Genomic DNA, 25,748 nt, shown 5'->3' on the forward strand with positions numbered 1-25,748 from the left:
AATAGCGCCGAACCTGGCCCCGCGACAGCCGACAAGCAAGCCGCGCGGGGCCTCATCCAGGAGCACCGGTGAAACAACCCTCCCCATGGCGGAGCACCCCGCCCATGCCCGCCGACCGCTTGGAGCGGCCAGGCTTCGACATGCCTGCCGGCGCCTGCGATGCGCACATGCATCTGTTCGGGTCCGCGGACCGGTATCCCCCGTCACGCGCGGCACGCTATACCCTGCCCGCCGCCACCGGCCGCGACTACGCCGAGACGGCCGCGACGCTGGGCCTGCATCGCGCCGTGCTGGTCCAGCCAAGCTTCTATGAAGAGGACAACCGCTGCCTGCTCGACGCGCTGCGGCGGTCGGGGCAGAAATGGCGCGGCATCGTGATGGCGCCGCTCGAAACCCCGCTATCGACGCTGAGGTCGTGGCATGAAACCGGCGTACGCGGCCTGCGCCTGGATCTGTTCAGGGCCCGTGCCTCAGGGCTGTCCGGCCCGGCGATCCATGACCTGCTGGCCAGCGCCGGCAAGCTGGCCCAACGCCTGGGATGGAGCGTGGATCTCTACACGCCGGGCAGTCTTTGCCGCGACGCGCTACCAGTGATCGCGCGGATGCCCTGCCCCGTCTCCATCGCGCACATGGGTTATGTCACGTCCGACGACGCGGACGATGAGCCGCCCGTGGAGCACTTCATCGCCAGCCTGGCCGCCAGCGGGAACATCTGGGTCAAGCTGACGGGCCCTTACCGCCTGGAGCAGGCCGGCACCGGCCATGCCGGCCGGATGGCCGAGGCCTTGATCCGGGCGATGCCGGACCGCTTGCTGTGGGGCACGGACTGGCCCCACGTCATGGCGCCGCCACAGGATTCGGGGGCGCTGTTGAACACATTGGCGGCATGGTGTCCGGCGGCCGATCTGCGAAAACGGATCCTGGTCGACAACCCGCGCCGGCTATACGGATTCGCCTGTCCGGAATGACCCGCGCCGACACGCCCGCTTCGCCAACTCGCGCGCCGACAACCGCCCCGGGTCATACAACCGGCATTCCGCCGGCACATCTTCCGCCCGCAGTGCCAGCGGGATCTCCGTACAGGCCATCAGGAATCCCGCCACCCCGGTACGTCCGCGCATCCGCTCCAGGGCGCGGCTGAAACAGGCCCGCCCCAGCGCGTTGTCGCCCGCCTTCACGCCTTGGTAGATCCCCCGCATCAGCAGTTCGAGCTCGTCGCCGTCCGGCTCCCGGCACGCGATACCGGCACGCTCCAACGACCCGGCATAGATCCCCGACCTGACCGTCCCGGCCGTGGCCAGCAACCCGACTTCCGCCTCGCCCTGGCCGACCAGATGATCGGCGGCGGCATCGCCGATGTGGAGCAGCGCCATGTCCGGATACCGGCTCCGCAACTCGGCATGCCACGCATGCGCGGTATTGCACGACATCGCGACCACCTTCGCCCCCAGGCCCCGCAACCCATCCATCTGCCCGGACAATGCCCGCAGGACCCGTCCATATTCGTCCTGCGCCCCAAGCAGCGCCGACGTCCTGTCGGGCACCGGCAACTGGAACAGGTAGTGAGGCGGAAAGCGCTGGTCGGTCACGCCTGCCCCGTCCGCCTCGATCAGGCGCGCGCATTCCTCCAGGAACAGGCCGACATAGTGCGCCCCCGCGAACGGGCCCATGCCCCCGATGATGCCGACTGGAACCACGTTCGTCCGTCCTGTGTGCCGTGCGTTCAGTTCAACTGGATGTTGGCGCGCGAGATGATGTCTTTCCAGCGCCGCGTCTCTTCGCTCGAGAGCTTCGCCAGATCCTCGCTCGTCCCGGGGAACGGCAAGGCGCCCTGCTCGGCCAGTTGCGCGGCCATGGCTTTCTCCTTGGCGATGCCGATGATCGTCGCTTCCAGCTTCTTGACGATCTGCGGACTGGTGCCGGCCGGCGCCATCAGCCCGTACCAGGACTCGACCACGGCATCCTTCACGCCGGCTTCGGCCAGCGTGGGCACGTCGGGCGCGGCGGGACTGCGCTGCTCGCTGGCCATGGCCAGCACGCGCAGCTTGCCCGGCTTGATGTAGGGCAGCACGTTGGGCAGGTTGGCGAACATCACCTGCACCTGGCCGGCCAGCAGGTCGGCCGTCGCGGGTCCCGCGCCCCGGTAGGGCACATGCGTGAACGTCGCCCCCGAGCGCAGCATGAAGAGTTCGCCCGTCAGGTGGTTGACCGACGCAATGCCGGCGGACGCCATGTTCAGCTTCCCGGGATGCTTGTTGGCATACGCGATCAGTTCCTGGACCGTCTTCACCGGCACGTTGGTCGATACCGCCAGCGCGTTGGGCACGGTGGAGAACAAGGCGATGGGCGCGAAATCCTTCTCCGCGTCATAGGGCAGGTCCTTGGACAGCAGCGGCTGGATGGACTGCTGGCCCATGGTGGCCAACAGCAGCGTATAGCCATCGGGCGCGGCCTTGGCGACGATGCCGGCGCCGATGCTGCCGCCCGCGCCGCCCTTGTTCTCGACGATGACCGGCTGCCCCAGCACTTCCGACATGCGGGTGGCCAGGATGCGGCCCATCAGGTTGACCGTGCCGCCGGGCGCGAACGGCACGACCAGCGTGACGGGCTTGTTGGGATAAGTCTGGGCCTGGACTCCGGGGCAGACGCCCAGGGCGATCGCAAATACGGCGATGGGCTTGAACATGGTTGGTCTCCTGCACATGATTATTAGGTGAATGAAGGGATCCGTGCTTACTTCGCTTCGGCGGCGACCAGCGCGCGGATGCGTTCCTGCAACGATTCCCGGGCGTCGTGGATGCGCCGGGCCGTCCGGTCGATGACGGTTCTTTGCTTGTCCAGGCGGGCGCGCTGCTCGCCCAGGTGCTCGAGTACACGCCTGGGAGCGGGACCGCCCGGCGACTGGCGGGCGGCCACGTTGCGATGCGGGTCCAGGCAGCCGGCCAGGTCGTCCTCATGAAGCGCGATGCGCCGCCCCAACTGTTCGCCGGCCGCCGCGGCGATCATCGCGGGCGTGATCTGCCTGGCCGACAGGCCCTGGTCCAGCGCCTGCCGCACGACCGCGCCGATGATGTGGTGCGCGTCGCGGAACGAAGTGTCGGCCTTGCGGACCAGCAGGTCGGCCAGATCGGTCACCGTGGAAAAGTCCTCCGCCGCGCGCGCGGCCATGCGCTCGCGGTTGGGCTCGACCCGCTCCACCAGCAGCTTCATCAAGGTCAGGGCTTTCAGCGCTTCCTCGCAGGCCTCCCAGCAGGTCCGGGTGCTTTCCCGGCTGCTGTCGCCCGAGTGGGTGAAGTGCGTGGACTTCACGGTGGAAAAGGCCGCCGTCGTCAGGCCGATCAGGTGGCCCGTCTTGCCCCGCAGGTTCTCCAGCACCGCCGGGTTCTTCTTCTGCGGCATGATGCTGGACGTGCTGGCGATGCTGTCCGGAAAGGACAGGAAGCCGAACTCCGGCGTGGACCAGATGTAGAAATCCTGCACCAGGCGGCTGCACGTGATCATCATGATCGATAGCGCCGCGCTCAGCTCCAGCGCGAAATCCCGCGAAGCCACGCCGTCCAGCGCGTTGGCCAACGGCTGGCTGAAGCCCAGCATGGAACTGGTCAGCGCGCGGTCGATGGGGAAGGACGTGCCGGCCAGCGCGCAGGACCCCAAGGGCGACGCGTCCGCCGTGTCCAGCGTGTGCAGCACCCGATCGATGTCGCGCGACCACGCGTCCACCAGCGCCGACAGGTAGTAGCCGTAGGTGATCGGCTGGGCCGCCTGCATGTGCGTGTAGCCGGGCATCACGCAGTCGGCATATTGCTCGGCCTGGTCCAGCGCGGCCTGCGCCAGGCCGATCAACGCCGTACCGACGCGCATCACGAAATCCCGCGCCCGGATGCGATCGATGGTCGCGCCCATGTCATTGCGGCTGCGCGCCGTATGCAGCCGGCCGCCCACGTCCTGGCCCACCAGCTTGATCAGATGGGCCTCGTAGTTGAAATAGGCTTCTTCCCGCGCGGGGTCGAGTTCCACGACATCGGGGCCATCGGCCTGCATTTTCAGCAGCGCCTTGGCGAGCTGGATGGACGTGCTTTTATCCAGGATCCCTTGCTCGTCCAGCATCAGCAGATGGGCAAGATTGATCTGGTGCAGCAATTCGAAATTCGCGAAGAACTCCCGGTTCAGGCGCGGCAGGAAGATGAACTCGATCACCTCCTTCGCGAGGGGTTGCTTCAGGCGGGCACTGACTTTGGATTCCATGTGGGAGGCCGGTGATGAATGCAGGAATGCAGTCTCCGTCCCGGCCAACCCATACGTCAAATCACATATCGACGGCTTCAAATACAAAAATGATATGCTCGATGCGCATGCATCAGGATGGAATCCACCCATGAACTTCAAGCAGGTCGAAGCCTTTCGCGCCGTGATGATGACGCGCTCGATGACCACCGCGGCGGGGCTGCTGCACACGTCGCAGCCGAACGTCAGCCGATGGATTGCCTTGCTGGAGAAGACACTGGGCTTCGTCCTGTTCCAGCGTGTGGGAACACGCTTGGTTCCCACGCCGGAAGCGGAGGCGTTCTATGCGGACGTGGAGCGCGCCTTCATCGGGCTGGAGTCGTTGAACGACAGCGCCAACTCGATCCGGCTGCGGGGCAAGGGACTGCTGCGCGTGGGGGCGGTCGGTTTGATCACGCAGTGCGTGATGCCGGATGCCATGCGCATCTTCCGGGAGAAGGTCTCGGACATCCCGGTGGTGGTCAATACCGGCGGGTCGGATGTCGTGGCGAAGTGGGTCGCGACGGGGTATTGCGATATCGGGTTTTGCTCGATACACACCGACCTGCCCAGCCTGCAGTATGAACGGATCAATACGGCTTATGGCGTGGGGGTCGTGCCAGCGAAGCACAGGCTTGCCAGGAAGAAGGTGCTCAAGCCTTCGGACTTCGATGGGGAGGATTTCATTTCGCTGCCGGCGGGGAGCTTCAATCGGGCGGCGATTGATCGGCACTTTGTGCGGGATAAGCGGGTGCTGTCGATTGAGACGCCTTATGCGACGACGATATGCACCATGGTGGCGAAGGGGCTGGGGGTGTCGATTGTGAATCCGGTGGTGGCTCGGGCGCTTCGGGTTCCAGGGGTTGTCGAGGTGGGGTTTTCGGAGAAGGTGGAGCTTTATAGTTATGCGGTGACGTCGGAGAATTTTCCGGTTGGGGCGTTGGCGCGGCGGATGGGGGAGTGTGTGAGGGAGGTTTTTGGTGGATTCAACAGCGGCTCAATCGACGCTTGAAGAAACACCTGGCGGCCATGACCGCCGTGAAAACAATGGAATGCTCGTGGATGATTTCCTTTGCGCACAGCAGCGCGTTGGACACCTTATCGGCGGTAGTCTTGGCCGCTTTTTCGAAGGCTTCCTTGCCAGGCCGGGCAACCAGACTCAGTCCAGGCGTACATCGGAAAATGCAGGCAGGCGGATCCGACGGACAGTCTCTTATCCTCCGCACCCACCAGTGTCTGTTCCCGGGTCCCGGAACTACGGCCTGGCCGTGATCTGCTGAGTCTCCCTGACCATCCGCTCCCAACGTTCCCGTTCCAGGCGAATCAGATCATCGAGTTCCTTTGGCGTCGAACCACTGGCTGTCATGCCCAGGCCGGAGAGATGCTTGCTGACCTCCGCGCTCTTCAACGCTCCGTTCAGCGCCTCGTTGAGCTTGCCGATGACGCCGTCGGGAGTGCCGTTCGGGGCGACCATGGCGTACCAGGTGGATACGTCGAAGCCCTTGAACCCCGATTCGCCCATGGTGGGAATATCCGGGGCGAGCGCAGAACGCTTTTCCGTGGTGACAACCAGCAGGCGCGCCTTGCCTTGCTGATGTAGCGGCAACAAGCTGGGCAGATCGGCGATCACCATGTCCAGTTGCCCGCCGACCAGATCGACCAGGGCTGGCTGGGCGCCCTTGTAGGGAATGTAAGTCATGTTTGCGCCTGTGCGCCGCTTGATCTCGGCGCCGACCAGCGGACCGACCGTACCTGCCGAACCGTAGTTCAAGCCTTGGGATTTGCCGTGGGAAGCCTGGATCAGATCGGCAACCGACCGCACGGGCAGGTCGTGTTTCACCAGGATGGCGAACGGATTGTTGGCGACGAACCCGACACCGCGGAAGGCAGTCGCGGCATCGTAGGGAAGCGTCTTGATCGTGGCCGACGCCAGGGCGAGGTTCCCCATGGTGGCCAGGTAGAGCGTATGTCCGTCCGGCGCCGCCTTGGCAACCGAATCGCTGGCAATGACGCCATCCGCGCCCAGCTTGTTCTCGACGAGTACGGGCACCTTCAGGGTCTTCGACATTTGCTCACCCAGCGTGCGTGCGACGATGTCCGGCGCGCTGCCAGGCGAGAACGCGACCACGACCCGGATCGGCCTTTCGGGAAATGCCGCGCTCGCGGCCACGGACAAGACGGGGACCGAGATGCCCAGTACGAGGAATAAGGCGGCTCGCAGGCCGTGACGATGGATCTTCTGAATATGCATGAATGGTCTCCGGTATGGTTGTGTTCCTGCTGGATCGACTCAACGCGGTGGAATCACCGGCAACAGGAGAGAACTGGGATAGTCGGGACCGACGTGCAACGTGACCGGCCCCCACAGGGCAGGATCCGCAGCATCGTCAGGATCGTTGTGCAAGAACGGACCGCAGCCCTTCGACGGATAACGGTGCCTCGCCTGCCTGGCCGGATCCACCTGCCCCTGGTATTCATAGTCGCGGCCGCGAATCGAGCATGCCAGGCGGTACCCGGCCGGCACCACGATGCTGGTGGGCCAGATTTCCACCTCCGCCTGGACGATCTCGCCAGGTGCCGTAGGCAACCACCGCTCGTGCCTGAGCACAGGCCGATAGGGCCGGCTCAGGGCCGTATCCAGCTCCCTGTGCGACAGCCTGAGCCAGCCTTGCGCGATCGGCGTATAGGCATCCATCGCGCCGCGAAACGCCACCTCCTGCCCCTGCGGATCGAACAGCCGCAGCACGACGTACAGGTCGGCGTCGCCCGAGGCCGAACTGACAAACAGCTTCGCGCTCAGCGGGCCGGTGATTTCCATGTCCGCAGACAATGGCTCGGACACGAAAGTGAGCCCGTCGTCGCCCGGACCGAAGCTCATCGTTCCGACCTGCGCCCCGGATGCGGCCGAGAAACCGCCGTCCGCGTCCAGATGCCAGGAGGTCCACTGCGTGCGGGCCAGCGGCCACTCGTTTTCCGCCCGTGCCCTGAACCCATCCACATGCCGGACTTGCAGCAGCACGGGCGGCTGGTTTTCCCAAGCGGCCAGATTGCCTTTCAGGTAGCGGTCGAAGAAACGCTTCTGCAAATCCAGGCCGTAGTCGGTATAGAAGTGCGTCCAATGCTCCAGGCCGTGGATCTCCAGGTATTTATCGCGCGACGCCGACCGGCCATAGGCCTCGATGTTGCCACGCAGGTGCAACCCCTGGCCGCCCCAGTTGGCCGAGGACAGCAGCGGCACCTGCACCGCATCGAAATCGGTGACTACCCTGCTGTAGTAGTCGTCGGACAAAGGGTGCGCCTTGACGTCGGAACGCTTGTCTACGCGCCGTGCGGCAAGCTCGTCCGGATCCAGCGTAACCGGGCCTGCACAAGGCTCCCCAGTAATCGGATGACGACGCGAACGCTCTCCCTGCCCATACTGCATGGGTACCTGGCGAGGCAGCCAGGAATCCAGGAAGGTGCAGCGTATCCCCCCGTGATAGTAGAGTTCGCGATAGCAGTCGGATGCCCCCTCCCACGGAATGATGGCCTTGAGATGACGCGGCTGGGTGGCGGCGACCAGCCATTGGTTGGCCGCATAGTAGGAAATGCCGAGCAGGCCTACGTTGCCGTCGCACCAGGACTGTTCTCCGGCCCACTCGATGCAGGCCCGGTAATCCAGGGTCTCGCGTTCCGACCAGAGATCCTGGATGCCTTCCGACCAGCCGGCCCCCCGCGAGTCCACACGCAGCACCGCATATCCATGCGGCACCCAACGCTCGGGGTCGGTCAGCTCCCAGCACTGGTAGGCATTGGACGATCCGGTCTCGATCTCGGGAAACTCCTCGACCATGGATTGCCATTGGGATGCGTAGGCCTCCTGGAATGCCTGCCCCTTGGCGTAGCAGCCATAACTCATGATCACCGGCACCGCCGGCCCCTCCACAGGCTGGAACAAATCCGCGCGCAGCACCACGCCGTCGTCCATGCACAGGGGAATCTGCCAGGTGATCTTCATGCCGGACCGGATTTCGGTTCGTTCGTAGTCGTACCCCAAGTTCATATCGTTATTTTCTTCAATTATCGTTAATTAAATTATTTAACGATAATTGAAGAAACGCAAGACGCTTCGGCGGTAAAATGAGTGCACTTGGCACTAGGACTATCCCTTCCCCATGATCGACGCTTCGGCCACTCACTTGGCGCCCGCAACCGGCAAGAGCGGCGCCACGCGCAGCACGCAGATCAGCGACCACATCAGGGGCCAGATCCTGCGCGGCCGATTGCAGCCGGGATTCAGGCTGCGGCTGGAAGACTTGCGCACCGAATTCGACGTCAGCTGGAGCCCCTTGAGAGAAAGCTTGTCCAAGTTGGTCGCCGAAGGGTTGATCGTGTCAGAGGGAAGCCGGGCTTATTACGTGGCGCCGGTATCGCGCACTGAACTCCAGCACCTGCTGGAAATCCGCGTGGCGGTAGAAACCCGGGCGCTGGCCACGGCCATCGACCTGGGCGACGACGAATGGGAACGGGAACTGGTTGCTACCCATCACCAGTTGCGCAAGCTGGAGTCGATGCGTTGGCAGCCCGACCAACTGGAGACCTGGGAGCACTGGCACGAGCGCTTTCATCGCGCGCTGGTGGCCGGCTGCCAGTCTGCGCTATTGCAACAGTATTGCGGCAACCTGCACGATCTGAGCAATCGCTACCGCCGCCTGTTCCTGGCATCGTACTCGCGCGACCGTGATATCGGCGACGAGCACGAGAACATCCTGAAAGCCGCGCTCGACCGCGATGCGGCCCAGGCCTGCCGGTTGCTCGAAGCGCATATCCGGCGCACGCTGGAGACTATCCTGGAAGCCATGCCGACGCCCTGAAAGGTACCGAACAGAGTTGATCTGGCAGAGGCTTGCAGAGACAGAGAGTTCGCACTCGAGGCACGACACGTACCCCATGGCGTATTTATGCCGCGCCAAGTGCAGAGGCCGCCAAAGCCGAAATTTTTTTGCGTTCCCGCCAGAGATGCGCACAGGGCTACACGACCGACGCCATCGAGAGCGTAAACGCGCAACTACGCTAAACCGGTATCCCCTCCCTCTTCAACCGATAAGCCAACTGCGCCCTGGTGATCCCCAACAACCTGGCCGCCTTACTCAGATTCCCCCCCGCCCGCTGCATGGCCACCCGCATCATCCCCTGCTCCAGCGTCCCCAGCGGCACATTCCTCTCGATCAAATCCCCACAAACCAGATCGATCTCCCCACCTTCCCCTTCCACCACCTCTCCCCCAACCGCCACGCGCCCCGGACACTCCCCGCCCGGCAGCCGCTGCCCGAACAAATGCGTCGCCTCGATCGGCTCCCCATCCGGACTCAGCAACACCGCGCGTTCGATCACGTTCTCCAGCTCGCGCACGTTCCCCGGCCAATGGTGGTTCAACAATTCCTGCATCGCCCGATCCGTGAGTCCGCCCGGCTTCTTGCCGTATAGCCCGCCGTACTTCTGCAGGAAGCGGCTGGCCAGCACGGGAATATCCGCCCGCCGCTCGCGCAGCGGCGGAATGGTGATCGGGAAGGTATTCAGCCGGTAGTACAGATCCGGCCGGAAGCGCCCGTCCTGCATGGCCTTCTGCAAATCGACGTTGGTGGCCGCGACGATGCGGACGTCGACGCGTTGCGATTTTTCGCTGCCCAGGCGTTCGATCTCGCCACTTTGCAGCGCGCGCAACAACTTGACCTGGATGGCCAGGGGCAGGTCGCCGATTTCGTCCAGGAACAGGGTGCCGCCGTTGGCACGCTCGAAGCGGCCGGAGCGTGCCAGGTGGGCGCCGGTGTAGGCGCCCTTCTCCACGCCGAACAGTTCGGCTTCGATCAGGTCGGCGGGTATCGCGCCGCAGTTGACGGCGATGAAGGGTCCCTTGGCCCGTTCGCCGTTGTCGTGCAGCCAGCGGGCGAAGACTTCCTTGCCGACGCCGGTCTCGCCTTGCAGGAGGACGGTGATGGGGCTGCCGGCCGCGCTGCGCAGCAGTTCGAACGCCGCCTGGAAGGCGGCGGACGCACCGGCCAGGGGTTCGTTGGCGGGCTTGCGGGTGGAGGACGAACGCAGGTGTTCGAGGCCGATGGAGTATTCGATCAGCTGGCCCGCGAAAGGATGGGGCGCGAAGTAGTTGAGGTAGGCCTCGTCCTGCCAGGCGTCGGCGGGCTGGCCGACGATGCGGCAGTGGGTGTCGCCCTGGGCGCGGCACTCGATTTCCTTGTAGACGATGGGCGAGCCCATGAAGGCGCTGGAGTAGCCGGAGGCATAGCCGATCTGGGTCCAGCATGCCGGGTCTTCGCCGTGGCCGTATTCCTGGACGTCGGCTTCGCATTCCCAGGAGTTGCGCCACAGGAATTCGCCGTAGAAGTGGTTCCTGGCGAGGTCGATGCTGAGTTCTATGGGTTCGACCTGGACGACGCCTTCGACGGCGTGCAGCTTGGGGCCGAGCAGGAAGGCTTCGTCGGTCTGCATGCCGGCGCGGCGGCGTTTGACGGCGTAGGCGCCGTCGCGCATGCCGGAGGCGTAGCCCATGCGGACCAGGAGGCCCCGGGTGCGTTCCACGCCCAGGGAGTCGAACAGTTCCTTGCGCAGGGCGCCCAGGGCGCGCGCGTGCAGGAGCAGCATGCGCTCTTCGTCCAGCCAGATGTGGCCCGAGGCGGTGCTGAATTTGAGGGAGGACAGGGGGCTCTGCAAAATCGTCTCCTGCCGGGCTATGCCGTGGTGTTATGCCGTATTCTCGCACCCCGCGCGGGGGCGCGCATCCGGCACGGATACCAGGCGCCAGGGCAAGCCGGCGGGAGACGCGGCGGCGCCGCGTTCAGTCCAGGCGGATTCCTCCGTTCTTGATGACCGGCGCGAGGCGTTCGATCTCGGTCCGGGCGAAGTCCATGACGGCCTCCGGGGGGCCGGGCATGACGTCCAGCGCCAGGGTGGCCAGTTGGTTGGCGACCGCGGGGTCGCGCAGGACGGCGTTGAGTTCGGTGTTCAGGCGCCCGATGACGCCCGGCGGGGTGGCGCTGGGGGCGATCAAGGCATAGCGCACGGAAAAGTCGAAGTCCTTGTAGCCCAGCTCGCGCAAGGTGGGCACGTCGGGCAGGGCGCCGCTGCGCCGGCCGCTCAGGACCGCCAGCGGCCGCAGCCTGCCGCCGTCGATGAAGGGTTTGGCCGAGGCGACGAGGTCGAACACCGAGGCGATGTCGCCGGCCAGCAGCGCGTTCAGCGCCGGCGGGCTGCCTTTGTAGGGTACGTGCATGAGGTCGGCGCCGGCCTGGCTCTTGAACAGTTCGCCGGCGATGTTCATGGCGGTGCCGTTGCCGGCCGAACCATAGGCCAGCGAGCCCGCCCGCGACGCCTTGACGAAGTCGCCCACGGACCGCACCGGGGACTGCGCGTTCACCACCAGCACCAGCGGCGAGTAGGCCAGCATGCCGATGCCGGTGAAGTCCTTGCGGGCATCGTAGGCCTGGCGTTCGTACAGCAGCGGATAGAGCACCAGGGGCGTGGTGCCGCCCAGCATCATGGTGTAGCCGTCGGCGGGGGCATCGACCACGTATTTGGCGGCGATGGCGCCGCCCGCGCCGGGTTTGTTCTCGACGATGACCGGCTGGCCGAGCCGGCGCCCCAGGCCGTCGGCCACGACGCGGCCCAGGATGTCGGCGGCGCCGCCGGGCGTGTAGGGAACCACGAGCTTGACCGGCCTGGCGGGAAAGCCCTGCGCCATCGCCGGGGCGCCCAGGGCCAGGACGGCATGGGCGGCCGCCGCGGCGATGCCGCGCAGGCAGTATGAAATCTTCATGTTGTCTCCTTTTCTTGGAAAGCCGGCGGCCGTTCAGCCGCTGGTGGCGGGCACGCCGGGAATCTCGGGGCGTCCCATCTGGAAGCGGTCGGTCACGCGCGTGTACATGCCGGCGCCTTCCAGCCGGCCGATGGGGGCCAGCCGCGCGGCGTCCACATAGAACTTGGCCGGGTCCACGATGCCTTCCCGGTAATGCATCATGACCACCTCGCCGATGACGAGATGGTTGGGCCGGCGGCCGACCTTGATGATGTCGATCAGGCGGCATTCGAACTGGGCCGGGCATTCCACCAGCCGGGGCGGACGCACCTTGACGGACGGTGCCGTGCGCAGCCGGGCGAAGTCGATCTCGCTGGTGCCGGGCGGGAAATCGGCCGAACAGATGTTCATCTTTTCCTTGACGCCCTCGTCCACGATATGGACGACGAATTCCGGCAGGCGCTCGATGTTGCGGCCGGTGTCCTTGACCTCCCCGGCCCGCGGCGTCAGCGAGAACATCAGCATGGGCGGATCGACGCCGACCATGTTGAACAGGCTGAAGGGCGCCGCGTTGGCCACGCCGTCGGGCCCCAGGGTCGTCACCAGCGCGATGGGGCGGGGAATGATGGTCCCGCTCATCAGCTTGTACTGTTGCCTGGGCTCCAGCGCGTCCGGATCGAAGGACGCCATGTCAGGCTCGCGCGGGTTCATGGGCCGCCTCCTTGCCTATCGTGAATTTCCAGCCGGCCGTCTCCAGCCTGGTGACGATCTCGGGCCCGAAGCGGGCGGCGATTTTTTCCGCGGTGGCCGGGTCGCGGTCGATGTCGTCGAACTGGTCGCGCTCGCCCTGCACGATCACGAGCAATTGCGCGTCCTGGTCCGACAGGTTTTCGAAGCGGCGGGTGACGGCGGGCGGCAGCGCGATCAGGTCCAGGTGTTCGAGCACGGTGCTTTCTTCGGCGTGGTCGCCCCACTGGATCAGCCAGCGCCCGGTCAGGCACATGAAGGTTTCGTGGGTGTGATAGTGCACGTGCAGCCCCGGCCCCTGCCCCGGCGGGCAGGTGACGATGCCCAGCCGGAAGACGCCGGCGTCCCCGCCCTCCACGGCGGGACGGGGCGAGATCTGCCCTGGCAGGGGTCCCGGGGACATGACGTTGAAGGTGGCCTTGGCCGTGATCATTTCCATGACTTCCTGGGGCAGGCCCAGTTTTTCCTGGATGCGCGCCTTGGTCGAGACCAGGTCCTTGAACCTGGCGATGCGGCCTTGCATTTCTTCCTGGGTAGGGGTGTATCGCTTCATGATGGAGGGGTTTCCATGAGAGGGGAATCGAACAGGTTGCGGACCTGGGCCGCGGCCCGCTCCAGTGCGCGGCGGGCCGGGCGCAGCGCGGCCGCGTGCATCACGAACGCGTGCGGCATGTCCGGGAACCGCACGAACTGGTGGGGGACCGCCGCCCGTCGCAGGCCTTCGGCAAGCGCCTGGGCATCGGCCAGCAGGGGGTCCGCCGTGCCGCAGCCCAGCCATACCGGGGGCAGCCCGCGCAGGTCCTGGCGCAGGGGAACCGGTCCGGGCACGGCGCCGGGATCCGCGTCGCCGAGATAGCTGCGCCATACCCATTGGGAATACGGCCGCGCGCCGGGCCTGGGGCCGCCGCAATTGGGATAGAACAGGACGAGGCCGGCGGGCAGGTCATCCCGCCGGTCGCGCAACGCGAGCGTGGCGGACAGCGCCAGCGTCGCGCCCGCGGATTCGCCGAAGAGCGCCCATGCTCCCTCCCGCAGGCCCAGTTCCGCGCCATGGCGCCGGAGCCATGCCAGCACGCACAGGACTTCGTCCTGCTGGACGGGATAGCGGTGCTCGGGGGTCTTGCGGTAGTCGATGGCGGCGATCACGCAGCCGGTCAGCACGGCCAGGCGATGCAGGGTGCCCAGGTGCGAATCGATGCCGCCGGCCCAGAATCCCGCGCCGCGCAGGAATACCAGACAAGGTGCGTGCGGCCGCCGGTGGGCGCAGACCAGCCGCACCGGGATGTTTCCATGCGGCCCGCCGACGGCGTGGTCGTCCGACCGGGCCACGTCCGGGACACCGGTGTTCAAGGCCTGGAAGTAGCGCGACTGCCGCAGGCGGGCTTCCTCGATGGGCAGGGCAAGCGGATCGCCGGGCGCTTGTCCGGCCAGCGCCTGCTGCGCTTGCTGAAAGGTCGAGTACATGGTGGCGGGCGGGTCATTGGTCACGACCGGATTAGACTCCAGCCCCCCGCCCGTTGCCATGGGCATTGGCTAATCTCTAAAATCACCAATTATGGATAATATGGATTTTCGCCTGCTGCGCGCCCTGCTCGTCCTGGTCACGGAAAGGAACGTCACCCGCGCCGCGAACCTCCTGGGCGTCGGCCAGCCTGCCCTGAGCCAGACGCTGGGCAAGCTGCGGGAACACTTCAACGATCCGCTGCTCGTCCGCACGCGCGGCGGCATGGTGCCCACCGAGCGGGCGCGCGAGCTGGAACAGTCGGCGCGACAGATCCTGGCGGAGTACGACCGCATGGTGTCGCCCGCCGACCGCTTCGATCCCGCGACCTCGCGCCGGCGCTTCGTGGTGACCATTCCCGAATATGCCGAGCACATGCTGATGCCGCTCCTGCTGGAGCGCCTGCGGCGGGAATCGCCCGACATCCGCATCGAAGTGCGCCCACCGCAGCCGGCCCGAGCCATCGAGCAACTGGAGGCGGGCGACCTGGATCTGCGCATTGCCTGGCTGCTGGCCCCCACGCCCACGCTGCGTTCCATGCCCTTGTTCCAGGATCAGGTCGTATGCCTGGCCAGCCGCTCGCACCCCACGATCCGGGACCGGCTGACGGTGGAGGATTTCCTGGGGTGTCCGCACGTGCGCCCGCTGGGAACGGGGCGGCCGACCACGGCGGTCGTGCTGGACGAGGCCGTGGCCAGAGAGGGACGGAAGATCGAACGGCCATTCCTGGTCCAGAACTTCCTGACCATCCCGGCCATCGTCTCGCGCACCGACATGCTGGCGACCCTGCCGCGCATGCTGGCCCGGCCATTCGCCGACCAGTACGCGCTGCGGCTGCTGGAGGTCCCGCTGCGCCTGCCCCGCATCCGCTACGCGGCGTACTGGCACGAACGCAGCCACAAGGATCCCGGGCACCGCTGGCTGCGCGGCATGTTCCAGCACGCCGGGCGCGAGCTGGCCGGAAAATGAGGCCTGGCCCGCCCCGGGCAGCCGGGACGGGCACGCCCGCGTCGACAGGCGAAGCGGGCGTGCCGGTCAGTTCTCCGGCGCGATGTGCTCGTCCCGCGCCATCCTGGTCCACCGGGTCACCTCGGCGGCAAGAATCTTGCGGCCTTCCTCCGGGCTGGTGATCCAGGGGCCGGTGCCGTTGGACGCCAGGTTCTCGACCACCTGCGGATTCGTCATGGTTTCCCGCACCAGCTCGTTGAGCTTGGCCACGATGGAAGCCGGCAGCCCCTTGGGGCCGGCCAGCGCGGTCCAGCCGACGACGTCGAAGCCCGGCAGCACGGTCTCGTCCAGGGTGGGCACGCCGGGATAGCGGGTCGCGCGCTCCTTGGACGTGACCGCCAGCAGCTTGACCTGCCCGCCGTTGACCAGTTCGTTCATGCCGAACAGGCTGGTCATGATCACCGGCACCTGGCCCGCCATGGCCGCGGTGTTCAGGTCGCCCTGCGTCTTGTAGGGAATGTGGTTCAGCCGGATCCCGGCGCCAGCCTGCATGAAGGCGGCGGCAAGATGGGGGCCGGTGCCGATGCCGGGCGTGCCGTAGTCGATCCCGCCGGGGCGCTTGCGGGCCTGTTCCACCATTTCCTGGATGGTATGGAACGGCGCGTTGGCGTTGGCGACGATGCCCAGTCCGCTGCGCGTCAGCATCGAGACCACGGTGAAATCGTTGACCGGATCGTAGGGCAGGGAGCTGTACAGCCCGGGTGCCGCGGCGTGGCCCGATGCCATCAGGAACAGCGTGTAGCCATCCGGCGCGCTGCGGGCGACCGACGCGGCGGCGATCGTTCCTCCCGCGCCGGGTTTCATGTCGACGATGGCGGTCTGGCCAAACTTGGCCTTGAACTGGGCCGCCAGCAGGCGGGCATAGAAATCGATGGACCCGGACGCGCCGAAGCCATGGACGATGCGGACCATCCGGCCCGGCCAGGCGTCGGCCTGCTGGGCCAGGGCCGCCACCGGCATCGCGGCGGCGGTGATCAAACAGCACACGGCGGACTTCATGGTGTACTTCCTCCTCGGTAAGGGAACGGCCATGCCGCCGGTCAGGTGAACTGGATGGTCGCGGCCAGGCGCGCGATGCGCCGCTGCGCCTCGGTCAATGCGTTCTTGAGGTCGTCCCAATCGACCCCGATCATCCGGCCATGGCGTTTGCGGGCGGTCCCGGCCACCCACACGCTGTCGACATCGGCGGTGCCGGCGAAGGTGAGCACGCGTTCGGCCAGGCTGCCCGCCATGCCGAATCCGATGCGCCGGGTGCTCAGGAGCACCAGGTCGGCGCGCTTGCCCGCCGCCAGCACGCCGGTCCGATGGCCCAGGCGCACCGACTGCGCCCCCAGGCGCGTGGCGAAGTCGAGCACGTAGGAAGACGTGCAGTCCGCCACGATGCCGGGGTGCCCGGCGTCGAGATAGAGCGTCCAATAGGCCGACCGCACGTGTTCGAAATACTCGCTCGTCAGCGATACCGGAACGTCGACGCCAATTCCCGCCGGCACGCCCGCGTTGCGCGCATGCGCGTGGATGGGCGCCCCCTTTTGCGCGTAGAGCACATAGGGGAATTCGGCCATGGTGGTGGCGCTCAGCATGGATCCTGCCTCCCGCATCAGGGCCAGCTCGGCGGCGGTCAGCGCATTGGCATGGACCGCCTGGAAGTCCGGCCCCAGGAGTCCGGCGTCGGCGAGATCCTCGATCCCCGATCCGCGATGTCCCATCACGCCCGGAGGATGCGGCTTCTCGGGCTTGTGGATGTGCTGGGGCATGAATTGGATGCCCATGCCGCGTATCCTCGACCATTCGTCGCGGATTTCATCCAGGGGGGTGCCGTTGTTGCCACAGGGCGCCACGGCAAGCTGCAGCGGCGCGGACGGATCGTGAAAAAGCTCGGACCGCAGCCGTTCCGCGGTGGCCCAGTGGGATGCCGTGGGCCGCGCGATCCGCTGGCGGTTGGCGGCCGCCAGCGAGATCGTGTCTCCCGGCTTGTACGACGGCGCCACGCCCAGCTGGAACGCGAACCACCCGCCTATGCCGGCGTCCCGCAGGCCACGGGCCGCGGCCATGGTGTGCGCCTCGGATATCTGCCCATGCGCATAGTCGACCACCGTCGTCACGCCGGAGTCGATGGCCTGCAACCCGCCGACCAGTTCCGCCAGGTAATGGTCTTCGGGCGTCATCGACACGATGGTCCGCATTTTCCATTGCTGGTACGCGGGCAGGTAGGGCGCCGGCCGCACCTTGACCAGCCCGCCCATGTCGATGGCCTCCCACACATGGCGGTGGCTGTCGATCATTCCCGGCATGAGGATCATGCCCGCCGCGTCCACGATTTCGTCGGCGGGTTCGTCCAGCCTGCGGCCGATCGCGGCAATGGTGTCGCCTTCGATCAGCAGATCGCCCTGGTCGAGATCACCCTGCTCCGCGTCCATCGTCAGGATGGACGCGTTCCGGATCAGGGTTCTCCTGGACGGGTTCGATGCTCGTCGTTCGTCGCTCATGGGTCGATCAGCAGAAATTGATGAAGTGCTGATCGTAGGGAAAGCGCCGGGTTTGCAGAAGATATCAGTTTTGCCCGGTTGATCGACGAACGGAAACCTTCGGCCTGCGGCCGAAGGTCATTTGCCGGTTCAGCCCCGCATACGTCCCAGCAGATACGCCACCGCCGCCACCAACGCCACCGCCGTGACGGGATGCTGGCGGATGGCATCCTGGGTGCACCGCAACGCGCTTTCCAGCGCGTCGCTGCCGTCGTCCAGGGCATCCGAGGCGGCGTCCTTGGCGCGCCGGGTGGCGCGGGTCACCTTGTCGGCGGTGGCGTGGGCGGCCTTGTCGACGGCTTCCAGGCCGTCTTCCAGGGCGTCCTTGGCTTTTTCCAGGCTGCGATCCGAGGCCATGCTGTGCTCCTGTCGTTGGTAAAGAGGTTTCCCCAGTATTCCCCACTATCCTGGAACAAGCCGCAACGGGGTGCAACAGGTGGCGTGCCCCCCCTACCGATACCTCGCGGGTATCGTCGCGGCAAAGCCGCCATCTCCTCGGCCGCGCCTGGGCCTCCTAAGATCCGACCCGGATAACGACACCAAAAGGAGACAGGCCATGACACGACGCAAGCACGCCATTCTTGGCGCCCTCTCGGCACTGCTGCCCATTCTTGCCGCCTGTGGCGGCGGGGGCGACGGCGGCATCGACGTCGCCGGCGGGACGGTCCTGCGGAACGCGACCGTGGTGAATACGCGCGACGGCTCGCTCGCGGCCGGCATGAATGTCCACGTCGAGGGCGGGAAGATCCGGCGCGTCACCACGCAGCCTTTGCACGCCACCGGCGGGGCCCAGGCCATCGACGCCTCGGGCAAGTACATCGTGCCCGGCTATCTGGACATGCACGCCCATGCCGTGGACAGCGCCGACCGCGATCCGCCCTACTGGCCGCTGATGATCGCCAGCGGCATCACGGGATTCCGCGAGGAGTCCGATTCCCCGGCCAACGTGGAACGCGGCAAGGTCCTGAACCAGGACAGCGCCGCGGGGCGGGTGCTGGCCCCGGAGGCCATTTTCCATGGCGGCGAGGCGCACCTGAACCCGGCCATCAGCGCGCGCGACGCAAGCAACGCGGGAGCGCCGTCCTTCGATCACCTGGGCGCCGGCTGGGGACTGCTGATGGACTGCTCCAGCGAGGAGCAGACGTTGCGCGCGGCGGCGCTGGCGGGGTCGCTGAAACCGCCCTTCCCGCCGACCTTCGTCACCAATCCCCGTGCCTATGATGGCGCCCAGAACGCGCCGTACTACCAGCGCATCCTGGACACCTACGATGAAGCCAAGTGCATCGAGCTGAGCAAGGTGTTCGCGAAGAACGGCACCTGGCAGACGCTGACGCTGATCCGGCTGCGCACGCAGGTCTACGGCAACGATCCCCAATACCGCGACGACCCCGACCTGGCCTATATCGACAAGTCCACGCGCGCGATCTGGCAACAGGTGGGCGATCAGTTCGACAAGCTGCCCGCGAGCGCGGTCACCACGCTGCGGCAGTTCTACGAGTTGCAGAAGCGGGTTTCCAGACTCATGAAGCAGAACGGCGTCAAGATGATGACGGGTTCGGACTTCAGCGGCGACATGAGTATCTGGCTGGTGCCGGGCATCAGCCTGCACCAGGAGTTCCGCGAGCTGGCGTCGGCGGGTTTTTCGCCGCTGGAAGTCCTGCAGATGGCGACCCGGGATCCGGCGGAGTTCCTGGGGCGCCAGTCCAGCCTGGGCTCGGTGGAGGAAGGCAAGGACGCCGACCTGGTGGTGCTGGACGCCAACCCGGTGGCCGACGTGGCGAACCTGGACAGGATCTCGGCCATGGTGCTGAAGGGCCGCTATCTTTCCGGCTCGGCGCTGGCCAAGATGAAGGCCGATGCGGCGGCGGCGATCGCCCGGCGGTAAAGGTGCGCGGTCGATTAAGACCACGCATACTTTGAATGACGTCCTTTCAGCCTGTCCCGTCCCGGGAGAAGGTCCGCATCGGCTTCGCCGTTCCGAGCCAGGATGGCCATGGCGGTTCGCGCCCGGCTGCCGGGAGACTTTCCCGAGGAACTGGCGAGCAGCATCCTGAACGGTTTGCAGGCAAACGCCGATCGCCTGGCTACATAGGCAAAAAAAGCCTGGAGCGTCACCCGCTCCAGGCCTGTCAAATGCGCCTTGCGGCGCCACGTGCTCGTTACTGCGAAATCGGATGGATTACTTCTTCAGGTCCAGCGCCACGTCGACGATCATGTCTTCCTGGCCGCCCACCATCTTGCGGCGGCCCAGCTCGACCAGGATGTCCACGGTCTTCAGGTCGTACTTGGCGGCGGCGGTTTCCGCGTGGCGCAGGAAGCTCGAATACACGCCGGCGTAGCCCAGCGCCAGGGTTTCGCGGTCGACGCGCACCGGGCGGTCTTGCAGCGGACGGACGATGTCGTCGGCGGCGTCCATCAGGGTGTACAGGTTGCAGCCGTGGTTCCAGCCCATGCGCTCGGCGGCGGCGATGAACACTTCCAGCGGCGCGTTGCCCGCGCCCGCGCCCATGCCGGCCAGGCTGGCGTCGATACGGTCGCAGCCTTCTTCCACCGCGACGATGGAGTTGGCCACGCCCAGGCTCAGGTTATGGTGGGCGTGCATGCCGGTCTGGGTTTCAGGCTTGAGCACGTCCTTGAAGGCGCGGAAGCGGTCGCGCACGTCGTTCATGTTGAGGGCGCCGCCCGAATCGACGACGTACACGCACGAGGCGCCGTAGCTTTCCATCAGCTTGGCCTGCTGCGCCAGCGCCTGGGGCGTGGTCATGTGGCTCATCATCAGGAAGCCCACCGAATCCATGCCCAGGTTGCGGGCGTATTCGATGTGCTGCTTGGAGACGTCGGCCTCGGTGCAGTGGGTGGCCACGCGCACCACGCGCGCGCCGGCGTCGTAGGCGTTGCGCAGGTCGTGCACGGTGCCCACGCCCGGGATCAGCAGCGTGGCGACCTTGGCGTGCTTGACCGTATCGGCCACGGCCTCGATCCATTCCAGGTCGGTGTGCGCGCCGAAGCCGTAGTTGAAGCTGGAGCCCGACAGGCCGTCGCCGTGGGCCACTTCCAGGCTGTCGACCTTGGCTTCGTCCAGCGCCTTGGCGATGTCACGGACGTTCTTGATGCTGTACTGGTGGCGGATGGCATGGCTGCCGTCGCGCAGCGTGACGTCGGAAATGTAGAGTTTCTTGTTGCTCATAGTTCGATCCTCAGGCGGCTTCGACCAGGTGGGTCTGCGCGAAGCGCTCGGCGCACGCCAGGGCGGCCGAGGTCATGATGTCCAGGTTGCCGGCGTAGGCGGGCAGGTAGTGCGCGGCGCCTTCCACTTCCAGGAACACCGAGGTCTTCAGGCCGGACAGCTTGCCCAGGCCGGGGACGTTCAGCGGGGCGCTGGCGGGGATTTCGTCGAACTGCACGTGCTGCTTCAGGCGGTAGCCCGGCACGTAGCCCTGCACCTTGGCGACCATGTCGGCGATGCTTTGCTCGATGGCCTTGGTGTCGGCCATTTCGGACAGCGTGAATACGGTGTCGCGCATGATCAGCGGCGGCTCGGCCGGGTTCAGGATGATGATGGCCTTGCCGCGGGCGGCGCCGCCGATCACTTCGATAGCCTTGGAGGTGGTCTCGGTGAACTCGTCGATGTTGGCGCGCGTGCCGGGGCCGGCCGACTTGCTGGAGATCGAGGCGATGATTTCGCCGTAGTGCACCTTGGCCACGCGCGACACGGCGTTGACCATCGGGATCGTGGCCTGGCCGCCGCAGGTGACCATGTTGATGTTGGGCGAGTCGAGATGCTCGTCGATGTTGATCGCGGGGATCACGTAGGGGCCGATGGCGGCGGGGGTCAGGTCGATGACCTGCACGCCCTTGGCCTGCAGCAGTTCATTGTGGCGCTTGTGGGCGCCGGCCGAGGTCGCGTCGAAGGCGATGCGGATCTCGTTGAAATTGGGCATGGCCAGGAGGCCGTCGATGCCGCCCGCCGTGGTGGGCACGCCCAGGCGCTCGGCACGCGCCAGGCCGTCGGATTTGGGATCGATGCCGACCATGGCGCCCATTTGCAGGTGCTTGCCATAGCGCATGATCTTGATCATCAGGTCGGTGCCGATATTGCCCGAGCCGATGATCGCCACTTTGGATTTGTTGTCGTCTTGCCGCCCCATGAGCCGCTCCTGAGTGTGGTGATGCTGATACGGATACGACCGATAGTATCTTCCAGGCGGACGGAAATAACCTTGCTTTTTTTGGGCATTCCGCCCAGTGTTAAAGAATATTCTTCCTTTTCAGTGAGTTTTTCAGGAAGAAAGCCCTACAAAGCCTGCCGAGCGCCCGAAAAGACCCCGGACACCCCATCGCGGCTACACTCACGGGAACAAATTCCCATGTCCCATACCGACACGCTACTCGCACTTTCCCACCCCTTCGTGGCGCTGCTGATCGCCGCGCTGCTGGGCGGCGCGTGGCGATTCATGGGGCGGCCCGCGCACCTGCTGTATTTCATCGGCGCCTTCGCCGGCTACGCCACCGGGCTGATCCTGCAGATCACGCTCTGGCCCGCCGACCTGACGGTCAACATCGCCGTGACGGGCGTGCTGTACGGCGCCGCGGCCTTCCTGTTCGCCAGCGGCATTGCGCAGTTGGAACACAGGCACTTGCCGCCCTGGCCGTCGGCGTTGATCCTGGCGGCCATGCTGGCCGTGCGCCTGTGGAGCACCCACGATCCGGCCTGGTCCGGCCTGCGGATAGGCGCGCTGTACACGGCGGTGACCCTGCTGTTCCTGCTGGCTTTGTGGCGGATCCGGCACCTCGCGCGGGGGAAGACGCTGGAGCGGCTGCTGTTCGGGTTCCTGCTGCTGGGCACCGTGAGCCTGCTGCCCCGCGTCCTGCTGACCCTGCACGCCAAGAGCCTGCACTATGGCTACGACGGCGACATGTACTGGGTGCTGACCCAGCTCAGTTTCTATCTTTTCAGCGTGGGCGCGGCCGTGCTGCTGGTGCTGCTGACGGCGTTCCGCACCATCGCCCATTTCAGCCTGGTGTCCGAACGCGATCCGCTGACCGGGCTGCGCAACCGCAACAGCCTGCTCGGCTTCCTGGAAAAGAGCCAGGCGAAAACCGAGCGCTACGGCCTCATCATCCTGGACGCGGACCATTTCAAGCAGATCAACGACCGCTATGGCCACCCCGTGGGCGACGCGGTGCTGCGGGCCATGGCGGACATCCTGGCGCGGCACGTCCGGAAAATGGACGCCGTCGGCCGGATCGGCGGGGAAGAGTTCATGCTGGTCCTGCCCGGGGCGACGCGGGAGGAAGCCGAACAGGCGGCCGCGCGGCTGCAGGCAGCCGTGGCGGAACAGGATTTCTCTTCCATCGCGCCGGGATTGCGCTGCACGGCCAGCTTCGGCGTCGGCAGTTTCGGCCGCGACGTCCCCTTCGAAGCGGCCTATGCCCACGTCGACCGGCTCCTGGCCCTGGCCAAGCGCCAGGGGCGCAACCGCATCGGCATAGACGCCCCCGCGCCGGTCGACGCGGAAGATTCCGGGGAATTACCCCCTTTGACCGCCTTTACAGGAAAAGATTCTTTTTCTACGATGAATCGATGAGAAAGAATGCCCCAACCGAGTCCCTCGACCAGACCGACCTGCAACTGATGCGCCACTTGCAGGAAGACGGCCGCCTGTCCAACGCCAAGCTGGCCCAGCGCGTGGCGCTGAGCGAAACCCCCTGCTGGCACCGGCTGCGCAAGCTGGAATCCGAAGGCTATATCCAGGGCTACCAGGCCATGCTGGACCGCCGCAAGCTCGGGCTGGGCGAACTGGCCTTCATCAGCCTGAACTTCTCGCCGCACACGGCCGAGGCGTTCGAAGCGCTGGAGAAACTGGTGGAGGCGAACGACCAGGTGCTGACCTGCCACCGCGTCACGGGCGAAGCCGACTTCGTGATGATGGTGGTGGCCGAAGACCTGGACTCGGTGCGGGACTTCATCGACAAGGTGCTGCGCACGCTGCCGAACGTGGCCACGGTGCGGACCAGCCTGTCGCTCAGGGAAGTAAAGTTCTCGAGCAAGCTGCCGCTGCCGGAGTGAAACGGTATCATTCGACAACCGGTTGTTTTTTTCACATCGAATGGCACATTCCAAGTCCAAGGCGGCCCCGGCGAAGCCGACATCCCCGCAGCCCCAGGCCGAACCGGCCTCCGCCTTCGAGGGCAATCTGTCGTACCACCTGTCCATCCTGAGCTTCCTGCTCGGCAAGGCCACGGCCGAGGTCTATGGCGCCGAGGACCTGACAACGCACCAGTGGAAGGTGCTGAGCGTGATCTGCAGCTACGCGCCCATGCCCGCCTCGGGCATCATGCAGTGGGTGACCCTGGACAAATCGGCCATTTCGCGCGCGGTGCGCAAGCTGCATACGGCGGGGCTGATCGAGCGGCGGCTGAGCGACAGCGACGCGCGCTTCTCCGAGATCCTGCCCACGCCCAAGGGGCGCGACAGCTACCGGCGCATGGCGGAAAGCATCCAGCGGCTTCAGGCTTCGGTGCTCGATGGCCTGCCGGAGCAGAAGGTGCGCGACATGTTCGATACCTTCTCGCACATGGAAACCCAGTTGCGCCGGCGCTTCGACGCGGCCGGCTGAAACGGCGCGGCCGGCTGGCCGCGCGCGCCTCAGGCGGCGACGTGCCAGACGCGGGTCGGCACGTCGTTGAGTTCCTCCGGACCGGAGCGGCCCACCACGACACCGGCGCCGATGTTGACGCGGCGCAGGCCGATGCAGGCGTTGGGCTCCAGCTCCAGGCTCATGCCTTCTTCCATCACCAGGTCCGCCCGGCGCACGCCCGGGGTCATCCACCCTTCTATCCGTTCCTCGAAGGTGCCAGCCAGTTGGGCGCGGTTGACGGGCGTGAAGCCGGTCGAGCCGAAGGTCAGCGTGTGCAGCAGCGGCGTCTTGCTCCAGCAGCCGCTGGCGGCGATCGGCTTTTCCATCGCGGCGACGACTTCGCCGAAGGTGACGCCGGGCCGGACCGCGCGCAGGCCGGCCTCGTAGGCCCGCCGCGCCACCGATTCGCAGCGTTGCAGTTCGGCGTCGATGGGATCGAGCGCGACGCACATCTGGACCTGGGCCTCCTGGCCGCCGTAGGTCGTATGGATCTCGGCCTGCACGACGTCGCCCGTGCGCAGCACGCGGGGCGGCTCGGCCCGCAACGTCCAGCGCGGCGCGCCCCAGCCTATGTTGTCGACGCCCGATTGCAGGCTCAGGAAGGGGTAGCGCACGTCGCAGCCATTGCGGTGGATCTCGCGCAGGATCTCGGCATAGACCTCGGCCTCGCTGACGCCAGGCCGGCAGGCCTGGGCCATCGCGATGCAAGCCTTTTCGCTGACCTGGGCGGCGTACCGCAACAGCCGCAGTTCCTCGTCGCTCTTGACCAGCATGAAGTCGGTGAAGTCGCGCGTGAAGTCGCAAAACTCCGCCCCGGGCAGCGCGCGCAGCAGGTTGGTGTGAAAGCCCAGCGGCATCAGGCCCTCGGCTTCGCCGGGCGCGGTGGGCCCAAGACCCACCAGGCCTATCCGGCCCTTGCCCAGCCCCTTGTCGAGCAGGGCCTCGGCCGTCCTGGCGCCGCCCATGCCGATGCGGAAGTCGGTGGTCCACAAGGGGATGCCGCGCCGCTGGCTTTCGAAGGCGCGCGACACCCGGCCCGGGCCGAAGGTCATCACGATGGCATCGTCGTCATGGGTCAGCACGACGACCGAGTCGAGAAAATCGTCGATCAGGTAGCTTTCCAGGCGCTCGCGCCCCTGGAAGCTTCCCACCACGATGGCGTCGATGCCGCGCTCCCGCATCCGCGCGCGCAGACCGTTCCAGCGGCGGTCGCGTTCGTCCAGCGTCAGGGTCGGCGGCGTGGCCGCGTCCGGTTGCGTCATGGCGTGCTCCAGGCC

Annotated in this window: 24 protein-coding genes; 8 read left to right on the forward strand and 16 right to left on the reverse strand. The window is 66.3% G+C overall.

Translation table 11 applies throughout. The annotated features are described in order from the left end of the window. Positions 1-104 precede the first annotated feature (104 nt). Positions 105-968 (forward strand): amidohydrolase family protein, encoded by an 864-nt coding sequence (locus tag AC1Q6E_RS10420; RefSeq protein WP_492572684.1) that lies wholly within the window; start codon positions 105-107, stop codon positions 966-968. Here AC1Q6E_RS10420 and AC1Q6E_RS10425 read toward each other — a convergent pair. Genes AC1Q6E_RS10425 through argH form a run of 3 tightly spaced genes read right to left on the reverse strand, consistent with a single transcriptional unit; the run spans position 942 to position 4,245 of the window. After that, positions 942-1,697 carry an aspartate/glutamate racemase family protein gene (locus AC1Q6E_RS10425; RefSeq protein ID WP_492572685.1) on the reverse strand — a complete coding sequence of 252 codons (756 nt, stop codon included), beginning with the start codon at positions 1,695-1,697 and terminating at the stop codon, positions 942-944. The genes AC1Q6E_RS10420 and AC1Q6E_RS10425 overlap by 27 nt on opposite strands. A 26-nt stretch (positions 1,698-1,723) precedes the next feature. Next, positions 1,724-2,686 (reverse strand): tripartite tricarboxylate transporter substrate binding protein, encoded by a 963-nt coding sequence (locus tag AC1Q6E_RS10430; protein ID WP_152793314.1) that lies wholly within the window; start codon positions 2,684-2,686, stop codon positions 1,724-1,726. A 47-nt stretch (positions 2,687-2,733) separates the two neighbouring features. Next, positions 2,734-4,245 carry an argininosuccinate lyase gene (gene argH, locus AC1Q6E_RS10435; RefSeq protein WP_492572686.1) on the reverse strand — a complete coding sequence of 504 codons (1,512 nt, stop codon included), beginning with the start codon at positions 4,243-4,245 and terminating at the stop codon, positions 2,734-2,736. A 130-nt stretch (positions 4,246-4,375) separates the two neighbouring features. On the opposite strand from argH, the gene AC1Q6E_RS10440 reads away from it, so the two are divergent. Beyond that, positions 4,376-5,275 carry a LysR substrate-binding domain-containing protein gene (locus AC1Q6E_RS10440; protein ID WP_492572687.1) on the forward strand — a complete coding sequence of 300 codons (900 nt, stop codon included), beginning with the start codon at positions 4,376-4,378 and terminating at the stop codon, positions 5,273-5,275. Between the two features lie 243 nt (positions 5,276-5,518). On the opposite strand, the gene AC1Q6E_RS10445 is transcribed toward AC1Q6E_RS10440, so the two are convergent. After that, positions 5,519-6,514 carry a Bug family tripartite tricarboxylate transporter substrate binding protein gene (locus AC1Q6E_RS10445; RefSeq protein WP_492572688.1) on the reverse strand — a complete coding sequence of 332 codons (996 nt, stop codon included), beginning with the start codon at positions 6,512-6,514 and terminating at the stop codon, positions 5,519-5,521. Between the two features lie 39 nt (positions 6,515-6,553). Continuing rightward, positions 6,554-8,305, reverse strand: coding sequence for a CocE/NonD family hydrolase (locus tag AC1Q6E_RS10450; protein WP_492572689.1), 1,752 nt, complete (start codon positions 8,303-8,305; stop codon positions 6,554-6,556). 112 nt (positions 8,306-8,417) lie between these two features. Between AC1Q6E_RS10450 and AC1Q6E_RS10455 the strand changes: the two genes are divergently transcribed. Continuing rightward, positions 8,418-9,116, forward strand: coding sequence for a GntR family transcriptional regulator (locus tag AC1Q6E_RS10455; RefSeq protein WP_152793319.1), 699 nt, complete (start codon positions 8,418-8,420; stop codon positions 9,114-9,116). A 199-nt stretch (positions 9,117-9,315) separates the two neighbouring features. On the opposite strand, the gene AC1Q6E_RS10460 is transcribed toward AC1Q6E_RS10455, so the two are convergent. From AC1Q6E_RS10460 to AC1Q6E_RS10480, 5 genes are all read right to left on the reverse strand, one after another. Then, positions 9,316-10,968: a sigma 54-interacting transcriptional regulator gene (locus AC1Q6E_RS10460; protein WP_492572690.1), complete on the reverse strand. Its 1,653-nt coding sequence runs from the start codon at positions 10,966-10,968 to the stop codon at positions 9,316-9,318. Between the two features lie 124 nt (positions 10,969-11,092). After that, positions 11,093-12,070: a Bug family tripartite tricarboxylate transporter substrate binding protein gene (locus tag AC1Q6E_RS10465; protein WP_492572691.1), complete on the reverse strand. Its 978-nt coding sequence runs from the start codon at positions 12,068-12,070 to the stop codon at positions 11,093-11,095. Positions 12,071-12,103: 33 nt separating this feature from the next. Continuing rightward, positions 12,104-12,760: a flavin reductase family protein gene (locus AC1Q6E_RS10470; RefSeq protein WP_152799939.1), complete on the reverse strand. Its 657-nt coding sequence runs from the start codon at positions 12,758-12,760 to the stop codon at positions 12,104-12,106. Then, positions 12,741-13,349, reverse strand: a complete 609-nt coding sequence (locus tag AC1Q6E_RS10475) for a cupin domain-containing protein (protein ID WP_152799940.1) — start codon at positions 13,347-13,349, stop codon at positions 12,741-12,743. Before AC1Q6E_RS10475 ends, AC1Q6E_RS10470 begins: the two co-directional genes overlap by 20 nt. Beyond that, complete coding sequence (locus tag AC1Q6E_RS10480; RefSeq protein WP_492572692.1) at positions 13,346-14,326, reverse strand: alpha/beta hydrolase; 981 nt, start codon at positions 14,324-14,326, stop codon at positions 13,346-13,348. Before AC1Q6E_RS10480 ends, AC1Q6E_RS10475 begins: the two co-directional genes overlap by 4 nt. Positions 14,327-14,360: 34 nt before the next feature. Here AC1Q6E_RS10480 and AC1Q6E_RS10485 point away from each other — a divergent pair, with 34 nt between their 5' ends. After that, positions 14,361-15,266 (forward strand): LysR family transcriptional regulator, encoded by a 906-nt coding sequence (locus tag AC1Q6E_RS10485; protein ID WP_296559766.1) that lies wholly within the window; start codon positions 14,361-14,363, stop codon positions 15,264-15,266. A 66-nt stretch (positions 15,267-15,332) separates the two neighbouring features. Here the strand turns inward: AC1Q6E_RS10485 and AC1Q6E_RS10490 are convergent, their stop codons facing one another. The 3 genes from AC1Q6E_RS10490 to AC1Q6E_RS10500 all read right to left on the reverse strand — a co-directional run bounded on the left by AC1Q6E_RS10490 (position 15,333) and on the right by AC1Q6E_RS10500 (position 18,187). Continuing rightward, positions 15,333-16,304, reverse strand: coding sequence for a tripartite tricarboxylate transporter substrate-binding protein (locus AC1Q6E_RS10490; RefSeq protein WP_296559764.1), 972 nt, complete (start codon positions 16,302-16,304; stop codon positions 15,333-15,335). A gap of 41 nt (positions 16,305-16,345) precedes the next feature. Then, positions 16,346-17,791, reverse strand: coding sequence for an amidohydrolase family protein (locus AC1Q6E_RS10495; RefSeq protein WP_492572693.1), 1,446 nt, complete (start codon positions 17,789-17,791; stop codon positions 16,346-16,348). 129 nt (positions 17,792-17,920) lie between these two features. Then, positions 17,921-18,187, reverse strand: a complete 267-nt coding sequence (locus AC1Q6E_RS10500; protein WP_152799949.1) for a hypothetical protein — start codon at positions 18,185-18,187, stop codon at positions 17,921-17,923. A 199-nt stretch (positions 18,188-18,386) separates the two neighbouring features. On the opposite strand from AC1Q6E_RS10500, the gene AC1Q6E_RS10505 reads away from it, so the two are divergent. After that, positions 18,387-19,715 (forward strand): amidohydrolase family protein, encoded by a 1,329-nt coding sequence (locus AC1Q6E_RS10505; protein ID WP_492572694.1) that lies wholly within the window; start codon positions 18,387-18,389, stop codon positions 19,713-19,715. A gap of 294 nt (positions 19,716-20,009) precedes the next feature. Here AC1Q6E_RS10505 and dmpG read toward each other — a convergent pair whose 3' ends face one another. Together dmpG and AC1Q6E_RS10515 are read right to left on the reverse strand one after the other, a co-directional pair. Next, positions 20,010-21,017, reverse strand: a complete 1,008-nt coding sequence (gene dmpG, locus AC1Q6E_RS10510; protein ID WP_152799961.1) for a 4-hydroxy-2-oxovalerate aldolase — start codon at positions 21,015-21,017, stop codon at positions 20,010-20,012. A gap of 10 nt (positions 21,018-21,027) precedes the next feature. Continuing rightward, a complete protein-coding gene (locus AC1Q6E_RS10515) occupies positions 21,028-21,978 on the reverse strand; it encodes an acetaldehyde dehydrogenase (acetylating) (RefSeq protein ID WP_492572695.1) in 951 nt (316 codons plus the stop codon). 219 nt (positions 21,979-22,197) lie between these two features. On the opposite strand from AC1Q6E_RS10515, the gene AC1Q6E_RS10520 reads away from it, so the two are divergent. The 3 genes from AC1Q6E_RS10520 to AC1Q6E_RS10530 are packed head-to-tail and all read left to right on the forward strand — an operon-like array spanning position 22,198 to position 24,450. Next, positions 22,198-23,418, forward strand: a complete 1,221-nt coding sequence (locus AC1Q6E_RS10520) for a GGDEF domain-containing protein (protein ID WP_152799965.1) — start codon at positions 22,198-22,200, stop codon at positions 23,416-23,418. Then, on the forward strand, positions 23,415-23,900 hold the full coding sequence (locus AC1Q6E_RS10525; RefSeq protein WP_152799967.1) for an Lrp/AsnC family transcriptional regulator: 486 nt from the start codon (positions 23,415-23,417) through the stop codon (positions 23,898-23,900). Before AC1Q6E_RS10520 ends, AC1Q6E_RS10525 begins: the two co-directional genes overlap by 4 nt. Before the next feature lie 40 nt (positions 23,901-23,940). Beyond that, positions 23,941-24,450: a MarR family winged helix-turn-helix transcriptional regulator gene (locus tag AC1Q6E_RS10530; RefSeq protein WP_152799969.1), complete on the forward strand. Its 510-nt coding sequence runs from the start codon at positions 23,941-23,943 to the stop codon at positions 24,448-24,450. Positions 24,451-24,479: 29 nt separating this feature from the next. Here the strand turns inward: AC1Q6E_RS10530 and AC1Q6E_RS10535 are convergent, their stop codons facing one another. Then, complete coding sequence (locus tag AC1Q6E_RS10535; RefSeq protein ID WP_296559751.1) at positions 24,480-25,733, reverse strand: M24 family metallopeptidase; 1,254 nt, start codon at positions 25,731-25,733, stop codon at positions 24,480-24,482. Positions 25,734-25,748 lie beyond the last annotated feature (15 nt).

The organism is Pigmentiphaga sp. MLSB6-MA01 (assembly GCF_058793475.1).